The organism is Microcoleus sp. OTE_8_concoct_300 (assembly GCF_031383065.1).
GTDB lineage: Bacteria > Cyanobacteriota > Cyanobacteriia > Cyanobacteriales > Microcoleaceae > Microcoleus.
Map to the genome: position 1 here is coordinate 1 of NZ_JANMZH010000462.1, position 7,617 is coordinate 7,617.

Annotated in this window: 10 protein-coding genes; all 10 read left to right on the forward strand. The window is 42.6% G+C overall.

Going from position 1 to position 7,617, the window contains the following annotated elements:
- Positions 1-322, forward strand: a 322-nt coding sequence (locus tag ACUVJL_RS20905; RefSeq protein ID WP_445247591.1) for a hypothetical protein, incomplete at its 5' end; no start/stop codon positions are given.
- 34 nt (positions 323-356) lie between these two features.
- Positions 357-1,532, forward strand: a complete 1,176-nt coding sequence (locus tag ACUVJL_RS20910) for a putative CRISPR-associated protein (protein ID WP_445247592.1) — start codon at positions 357-359, stop codon at positions 1,530-1,532.
- 5 nt (positions 1,533-1,537) lie between these two features.
- Complete coding sequence (gene csx7 / locus ACUVJL_RS20915; protein ID WP_445247593.1) at positions 1,538-2,401, forward strand: type III CRISPR-associated RAMP protein Csx7; 864 nt, start codon at positions 1,538-1,540, stop codon at positions 2,399-2,401.
- Between the two features lie 28 nt (positions 2,402-2,429).
- Positions 2,430-3,050 carry a hypothetical protein gene (locus ACUVJL_RS20920; RefSeq protein ID WP_333106174.1) on the forward strand — a complete coding sequence of 207 codons (621 nt, stop codon included), beginning with the start codon at positions 2,430-2,432 and terminating at the stop codon, positions 3,048-3,050.
- A gap of 29 nt (positions 3,051-3,079) precedes the next feature.
- Complete coding sequence (locus ACUVJL_RS20925; RefSeq protein ID WP_445247594.1) at positions 3,080-4,039, forward strand: RAMP superfamily CRISPR-associated protein; 960 nt, start codon at positions 3,080-3,082, stop codon at positions 4,037-4,039.
- On the forward strand, positions 4,036-4,521 hold the full coding sequence (locus tag ACUVJL_RS20930; RefSeq protein ID WP_445247595.1) for a hypothetical protein: 486 nt from the start codon (positions 4,036-4,038) through the stop codon (positions 4,519-4,521). Before ACUVJL_RS20925 ends, ACUVJL_RS20930 begins: the two co-directional genes overlap by 4 nt.
- Entirely contained in the window at positions 4,514-5,590 is a 1,077-nt protein-coding gene (locus ACUVJL_RS20935; protein WP_445247596.1) for an RAMP superfamily CRISPR-associated protein, read from the forward strand. Before ACUVJL_RS20930 ends, ACUVJL_RS20935 begins: the two co-directional genes overlap by 8 nt.
- Positions 5,591-5,592: 2 nt before the next feature.
- Positions 5,593-6,234 (forward strand): hypothetical protein, encoded by a 642-nt coding sequence (locus tag ACUVJL_RS20940; protein WP_445247597.1) that lies wholly within the window; start codon positions 5,593-5,595, stop codon positions 6,232-6,234.
- Positions 6,235-6,289: 55 nt separating this feature from the next.
- Complete coding sequence (locus ACUVJL_RS20945; RefSeq protein WP_445247598.1) at positions 6,290-6,874, forward strand: helix-turn-helix domain-containing protein; 585 nt, start codon at positions 6,290-6,292, stop codon at positions 6,872-6,874.
- Positions 6,875-7,031: 157 nt separating this feature from the next.
- A complete protein-coding gene (locus tag ACUVJL_RS20950) occupies positions 7,032-7,343 on the forward strand; it encodes a helix-turn-helix domain-containing protein (RefSeq protein ID WP_445247599.1) in 312 nt (103 codons plus the stop codon).
- The last annotated feature ends 274 nt before the right edge of the window (positions 7,344-7,617 follow it).

Genomic DNA, 7,617 nt, shown 5'->3' on the forward strand with positions numbered 1-7,617 from the left:
AGATGACCGCTCATCTTATGGCGACTTAGAAGAGTCTCAATTCCGCAACCTAGTACGGGTTTCTGATACTACCGACAGTCCTGAAGTCATTAAGAATTTTATCCTCTATCAAGTGGGTCGCGATCGCAAATGGGGGAGAGGTCAAAACTCTTTAGCACAAAAAATCATTGAAGATGTTAATAAGTTAATTAAAAGAAAAGCTGAAGAAATTGCTGGAGCTGCTAAAGTTGATAATTTTAAACCGATTTGGATCGAGTTAATTCGTCGTTATTTAGGTTATGGTGTGCGCTATTTAACCTATTTGCGAAAAGGTGAATCATAGTTGTTAGTTAGTTTTTGAGCGAGAGGAAACTTTTATGCCACGATTAGTGATTTCAACGGTTGGTACAAGCATATTAACTAATCAGATCAATATGCGCTCTGAATCTGATTGGTCAGATCTATTAGAAGCACGAGCCAATGACAAAAAAATCGACAATAATGAAGATGTTTTAGAGGCAATTGAAGAATTGACTGGTAGGGCTAAAAAGAAACTTTATAGCCATCCCGAACAAAAAACAATCAATGATGATATTGAGGAAATTAGGAGAGCCAGTGCTGAATTAAATGGAATTTACGGATTGTATCGCGATCGGTTAAATCAAGGTAATCAAGATATACACTGGCTGATTACTACAGATACAGCACAGGGGCAAGTGTCAGCAGAACTCATCAGAGATTTTTTAATGGACAACCATCTTGTAGTTGATATTCATACACCTCAAGACTTGTCTACAGCCAGTACCGAAAATTTCACCAATGGTATTGATGAGCTTTTAAAATGGTTTGATGAGATAATTCCTGGTTATCAAGATGATCGCTATCATATTTGCTTTAATCTGGTTGGTGGATTCAAGGCTTTGCAAGGATATGCCAACACTATTGGTATGTTCTATCAGGCTGATGAAATGATTTATATATTTGAAGGTAGCTCAGAAGTTATAACAATTCCACGCCTACCTATTCAGGTCAATCATTCTGCGATTAAACCCGTGCAATTTGCTCTGATGGCTTCAGAAGTAAGCGTTTCTGTTAAGTTATCAGAACTTCAAAGTGTGCCTGAAACTTTGATATATGTGGTTGGCGAGGAAGCAACGCTCAGTAACTGGGGAAGACTGACTTGGAATAAGTGTAAACGAGAACTTCTCGCAAAAGATTTATTAGAGTTTCCTTGCCTTGTTTACCAAGATTGCTTTAAAAAAGATTATAAAAAAAACAATGTAGACTCTCAAAGAAAATTTGAGTTACATGAGGTTCTTTCTGAAGTATCTGGTTCAATGCTAAAATTTAAGGGAGACACCACTCGATTTGATTCTAGACTTCACTTTTCGCGATATGAAGGAGGGAAAAAATGTGAAGGAGGAGTAAGAAAAAATCAAATAGATCACTTTTACATAAAAAATACTGGTTGGCGGGTAAGTTGCATTGCTAAAGAAGGCAAGCTATACCTGCGCCATTATGGAGAACATGATTATGTCAACGACAACCCCTAATTATTATGTTTGATACTTTCAAAAATCGTCTAGAAATCACAGGAACACTCACAACAGTAACGGCATTACGCATTAGTGCCGGACGTTCCACCGAACCGATCGGCTCCGATCTACCTGTAATCAAAGATGCTTTGGGCAAACCTTTGATTCCCGGTTCGAGTTTTAAAGGTGCGCTGCGATCGCGCTTAGAAAGCTTCCTGCGAGGAATTGTGGGGAACGATCGCAAATTAGTCGCCAATCCAGCCATCGAGAATGAATGGTCAATTACCGCTCAGGAAATGAAGCAAATTAAACAAAATTTCCCAAATGACCAAGCTCTAACTGATGAAATTCTCAAGCATACAGATTTAGTTTCTCATCTATTTGGTTCTCCCTGGATAGCCAGCAAATTCCAAGTCCGCGACTTAACTGTACAACCCGATGCGTGGTTCGGACAATATCAAGAACGAGATGGAGTAGCCATTGACAGAGACACAGAAACCGCCGCAGATGGCAAACTTTATGACTACCAAGTTGTCCCCGCCGCCACACCTTTTGATTTTAAAGCAGTAGTTGAAAATGCTCACGATTGGGAATTGGGTTTATTGACGATTGGTTTGCATCAATTTGAGACAGAACAAATACCTCTCGGAGGAGGGCGCTCTCGCGGTTTAGGTGTGGTTAAACTAGAAATTGATAAAATGCGCTGGATTGATGTCGAAAACGATCCTAAATTTTTGTTAGAATACTTAAAAAAGTTAGTGATGGGAGATGAAACGGCTTATGAAGATGCAGCCGATTATAAAGATGAGTGGGTACAAAAGCTGATCGATAAACTACTGAACAATAACATTTCTCAATCATCCCCAAATCAAACAGCTCAAGGCTAAAACTAAACATCCCACACAGGAGGTCAATATGAGTTTCAGCAATTATAAAGATATCGGTGAAGTTCTCCAAGAGTTTCAGATTACTTACACTGAAGCTAATTTTATGGGAGAAACTGCATTTAGTATCCCTGACTATTTTAGGGAAGACTTAGCATTTATGATGCGGGAAGCAGTTGTGGACAATTCAGAGTTTGCTGTGTGCGAAAATTTGATCTATCCAGTTCTCAAAGAAGTTTGGAAATCTTATTATACTAAGTTTGTTTTATGGAGCCATAAGTCTCTTACTTACGACCAGAATCTGTGTGGTTTTCCTGAATATATTTTGACTAAACGCTCCCCTTTAGGAAAATTTGTGTTTGGCAAGCCTTATTTTCTATTAGTTGAGGCCAAGCAAGACAAGTTCGATGAAGGTTGGGCGCAGTGCCTAGCTGAAATGTTTGCAGCACAGCGACTTAACAATGAACTTCACGTAATAATTTTTGGTATTGTTTCCAACGGCAAGGATTGGGAGTTTGGTAAATTGGAAGAAACTGTTTTTACAAAAAATATTAACCGCTATTTAATAGAAGAGCTAGATCCACTATTTGCTGCCGTTAACTATGTTTTCCAACAGTGTGAAGTTCAGCTAAATCAGTTAGTAGCCGCTTAATTCCCAACCATCTCTCGACCTACTCAACTATGCACAAACGATTTGTCAATCACTGTACAATTGACTTAACTCTCATTCCCGACGGCCCAATTCTCATCAAATCCGGCAAAGAAGGAGCCGACCCGACTAAACCGGATATGGAATTTGTCGAGACTTACCATGCAGGAGGGAAGTCAATTTATCTACCGGGAAGCAGTTTAAAAGGTGCTATTCGTGCTCATGCTGAGAGAATTGTCAGAACCCTAGGAAGAGATAGTAATCCTAACGATCCGAAAGTTCTCTGGGCTAACGATCCATTGAATGACAAGCATGATTACTTGAAAAATAAATCATCCAGCGATATTTACAAGTTCTCTTCTTTTACCGATCGCATTTTCGGCAACACTTCAATTGCTAGCAGACTTAGAATAGAAGATGCTCACCCAATTGATAAGAAACAGCTCAAAATTCAAGAACGCAATGGAGTCGCGATCGATCGCGTTTTCGGTTCCGTAGCCGTTGGCCCCTTTAACTACCAAGTCTGCACCGCCGGAGAATTTGGCACTAAAATACATCTCAAAAACTTTTCCTTAGCACAATTAGGCTTAATTGGCTTAGTTTTGCGAGACTTAAATGATGGTTGGTTTGGAATCGGTTTTGCCAAATCTCGCGGTTTGGGGACGGTGACAGTCAAATATAACGAAGCCGTAGTTCAATATCCCGGTTGTAAATTAGATAAAGATAATCGCCAAATTCAACAAATAGTCAAACCAGGTCGATGGGGACAGGCTTTCTTGCTGGGTGCAGGAGAATTTTTAGACACTGAAGAAGCCGAAAATTATGGCTTTTCTAAACCCGATCGCGAACAAACTCCTATTGCTGCAGAACCGATGGATTTAGGTTTTGGAGTGCAGCTAAAATGGCAAGGCGATGGTGAGACTGGTGTACCGAATTTATTTAAATGTGCGGTTGATGCTTGGAGTGAATTTTTAAGAGGGGCCGCAGCATGAATACAGGTTTTGTCGGTGCTCGATCGCCTTTGTCACCGGATGAGGTTAAAAAGTTGCTAGAAAAGTTAGCAACTGAGGATAGTTACTATTTTGTGCGATCGCCCCACGCAGTCAGCGGCATTTGCATGAAATTGCCCGAAGAGTTTTTCCCCGGTTTTGAAGGGCAAATGTTTAATGCCGATCGCGAATTGCGCTGGAAAAAGCAGGGAAGTGCATATCAAGCGTTACTCCTGAGTCGAGTTGAAGTCGATTTAGAAGGATTTGAGCCGCTCGATAAAGATTGCGAGTGGCAAATTTGCGATCGCGCGGCTTACTTTCACCGCCTTGACGAACCAAAATTCCCTAAAACTTTTGTCTACAAAGGAGAAAAGAATCAAAAGATTGTCTCTAACAATATTAGCATAGGTCAGCGATACTTTCAAGAAAAAAGAACTGCTACGGTTCATTTTGTCGCCCTCACTGTCAGGAGTATAAATGACTAATAATCCCCTGCCAAAACCCCGGCGTTCTACACCGCAGCCAAGTAGTCCGGTTTCTAATAATCCCGCTGAAACTGGAGAACCTAAACCTTATGAATTAATTAGTTTCCCCAAGGAACGACCCCCCAAACATCCTCCGGCCGGACATCACCAATATTTGGGCGATCGCCTGCACGGAACTTTGTTTCTAACTCTGAAAGTTCAGACTACTTTGCACGTCTCTACAGGCGTAGTTGTCATGGGTAGCGACATAGGCAGCCGCGTGCCTTTAATTAAAACAATGGTGCAAAATATTGACCAAAAGTTATCAATTCAAGGTAGTTCTCTCAAAGGCTGCATCCGGTCAGCATACGAAGCCATTACTAACAGCACTTTAGCAGTAATTACATCAAGATACAGAGATAAAATTCCGCAAGAACGCTTGCCATGTAAAAATAAACAAGAACTGTGTCCGGCAAGTCAAGTATTCGGTGCCTTAGATTGGCAAGGGCTAATTGAATTCAGCGATGCTAAATGCGAAAATACGGGCTTTGCTACGGGATTTATGCCATCTTTATATCGTCCCCGTCCCGATCAAAGACGAGCATATTTTGACGCAAGAGGCAACGTAGCAGGGCGCAAGTTCTACTATCACACAATTCGGGCGATCGACAAAGGTCAAAATCAAGGAATTACCGTTCAGCAAGCGGCTAAAGAGTATACTTTCCAAACACAGATACAATTCAAAAACTTAACAGCAGCAGAGTTAGGAACGCTTTTGATTGTGTTGGGGCAAGATCCAAAGTATCCGATCGCCCTCAAGGTAGGCGGCGGGAAGCCGATCGGCATGGGAACAATGACTGTGGAGGTAACAGCGGCAAGGGTGTTGCAGAACAAGGGAGATTTGCGCGATCGCTATTCCTCCTACAATCCTCCAGAATCTGACAGCATGACTGGCACAAAAGTGCAACAATTTATGCAAAAAAATATTCAAGCTGCTCATTCTAGTTTAGTGCAAGCAACTCAATTGCAACAACTAGCTGAAGTGTTGAAATATCCGACCGATCGCGAACCTCCAACAGGAATGTATTAAAGATGTCTAATACTGAATTAGTGACCGAATCTTTGACCGAAAACCAGTGGGGAATTGCCCACGCGATCGCTCAAACTTTAGTTAAAGAACAAACCGATGTAAATGAATTGGGAAAGGCGATCGCCTATCTCCGCAATGCAGTTAATCAAGATCGAGCTGATGCCAATTCCAGGTTTTTCAAGTATCTTAAAACCCTAGTCGGTAATGGCAGACAAATCGGACACAGTAGCAAAACCACAGATTATTACCGCAGCATCGATAAAGCTTGTAGCGATTGTCTCACAGGATTTCAAGGGGATGCTAGCACTTTGCTGCAAATTTTAGGTTGGGCATCTCGTTTGATGCGTTACTACAAAGAAGCGGGGCCGATTGGAGAAGTTGTGGTCCCAGTTGTAGAGTCAGCGAGACAAGTTGAAATTGCTAAGGCGATCGGCAGTCATGAGTTTGCAGTGGGTCAAATTGTCGAAGCCAAAGTTACTGCTGTAAAAGGAAACAAGGTGACATATGAAATTCTGGGAACTATCAGGCTAACTGAAAAGGAACCGAAAAAAGCACAATCTCTTTCTGAAGGACAAACGGTTAAGGTGGAAATTTTAGACATTAAGGAAGATGGGAGTCCCAAAAAGGTAAAATACTCTGAGTGATAATTATTTACCGATACCGAGCGTCTTCAGAGTGAGTGTCTGGGTAAATAAATAATTGGCGATCGCACCCCCCACTCCCATCCGCTCCCCGTCATCCCCCGATTTGTGGCATTCTATATCTGAAAACCTCACAAAACACCGCATGAAGGAGGGCAGCAAGTACCAGTCGCTCTTAGATTATCTGCGCGAAAATCGCCATCTCGACGAAGTAACCCTCAACTTCGCCGAAATAGAGGCATTGCTAAACGACCCACTCCCCCCTTCAGCACGCACTCAGCAAGCTTGGTGGAGCAACCGCAAAAAGGGCGCTCTGCAAGCTACCGCTTGGATGGAGGCAGGATATCGGGTGGAAACAGTCGATTTCGACGCACAACGGGTAACATTTCGCAAGTTAATCCAGAAAATTCAGGTTCAGCAGGCGGGCGATGGGGTGCAGTGGAATGGCGAACTCATCAAGGCATTGCGTCTCCATATGGGGTTGACACAAGCAGAATTTGCACAACACATAGGCGTGCGACAGGCTACAGTCAGCGATTGGGAGAACGGGCAACTGCCTGCTCGTTCCACATCAAAACATTTGGATTTGATAGCCGAGATGGCAGGATTCAAATACAGAGAGGAATCTGAAAATTCGCATTAGACTATTGACATATTAAAGGTAAACGTATATATTGTCAATAGGGCAGTTTAGTTAGGCGATCGTCAAGTGCGATCGCGCCAAAAAACAAAGCCCCCAAAAACAAAAGCCAGCGCCGCAAATTTGGCACTGGCCGATTCAAAATTAAAAAATCACCTCCATGATACACCATTCTTTCACGCCTCGCCCGATTACGGAGCGAGAAAAACGAATCATTCAGCTTTACGCTGACTGTCAACTGGCGATGACTCCGCAGCAATTCTACGCAAAATGGGATGTCCCGCAAGAAGCTCTAGCTCTCATTTGCTGTCGATCGCTTTCTACTGTGCGTCGCTGGTTTACCAGGGGAGGCAACCACCGCCATCCCCAACTGCACGACTTGCGTCACCTCGCCTTGATGAATTTTCTGTTAGAGCATTTTGAAGCGATTCCCCCAGAACTTCGGCAACAACTTTGCTTAGCCAATTCGTAATCTTGCATTTTTTTCTAGCCACCTGACAAAGTAGGTGGCTAGAATTTAGCTGACCAGACGAGAATCCCCACACTATATCGCTTCGATTAGTGTGGGATGAAAGGCGTGTGAGGTGAGGATTCCACCCGTTGACCATTGGTAACAAGTTAGAAGGAAGTAGATTTTGTCAATACCCCTTTATGTAGAAATATAATTCAATAATAATGATAATCAAACAAGGGGTAAGGGTGGGAGAGTCCGCCGACGGCGGACTCTCCCACCGGCAGTGATTATC

What these genes read in the sequence shown, in the direction of transcription:
- ACUVJL_RS20930 (WP_445247595.1), top strand. Translation starts at nt 4,036, where the DNA reads ATGAATACAGGTTTTGTCGGTGCTCGATCGCCTTTGTCACCGGATGAG.
- ACUVJL_RS20940 (WP_445247597.1), top strand. Translation starts at nt 5,593, where the DNA reads ATGTCTAATACTGAATTAGTGACCGAATCTTTGACCGAAAACCAGTGG.
- csx7 (WP_445247593.1), top strand. Translation starts at nt 1,538, where the DNA reads ATGTTTGATACTTTCAAAAATCGTCTAGAAATCACAGGAACACTCACA.
- ACUVJL_RS20920 (WP_333106174.1), top strand. Translation starts at nt 2,430, where the DNA reads ATGAGTTTCAGCAATTATAAAGATATCGGTGAAGTTCTCCAAGAGTTT.
- ACUVJL_RS20935 (WP_445247596.1), top strand. Translation starts at nt 4,514, where the DNA reads ATGACTAATAATCCCCTGCCAAAACCCCGGCGTTCTACACCGCAGCCA.
- ACUVJL_RS20950 (WP_445247599.1), top strand. Translation starts at nt 7,032, where the DNA reads ATGATACACCATTCTTTCACGCCTCGCCCGATTACGGAGCGAGAAAAA.
- ACUVJL_RS20910 (WP_445247592.1), top strand. Translation starts at nt 357, where the DNA reads ATGCCACGATTAGTGATTTCAACGGTTGGTACAAGCATATTAACTAAT.
- ACUVJL_RS20925 (WP_445247594.1), top strand. Translation starts at nt 3,080, where the DNA reads ATGCACAAACGATTTGTCAATCACTGTACAATTGACTTAACTCTCATT.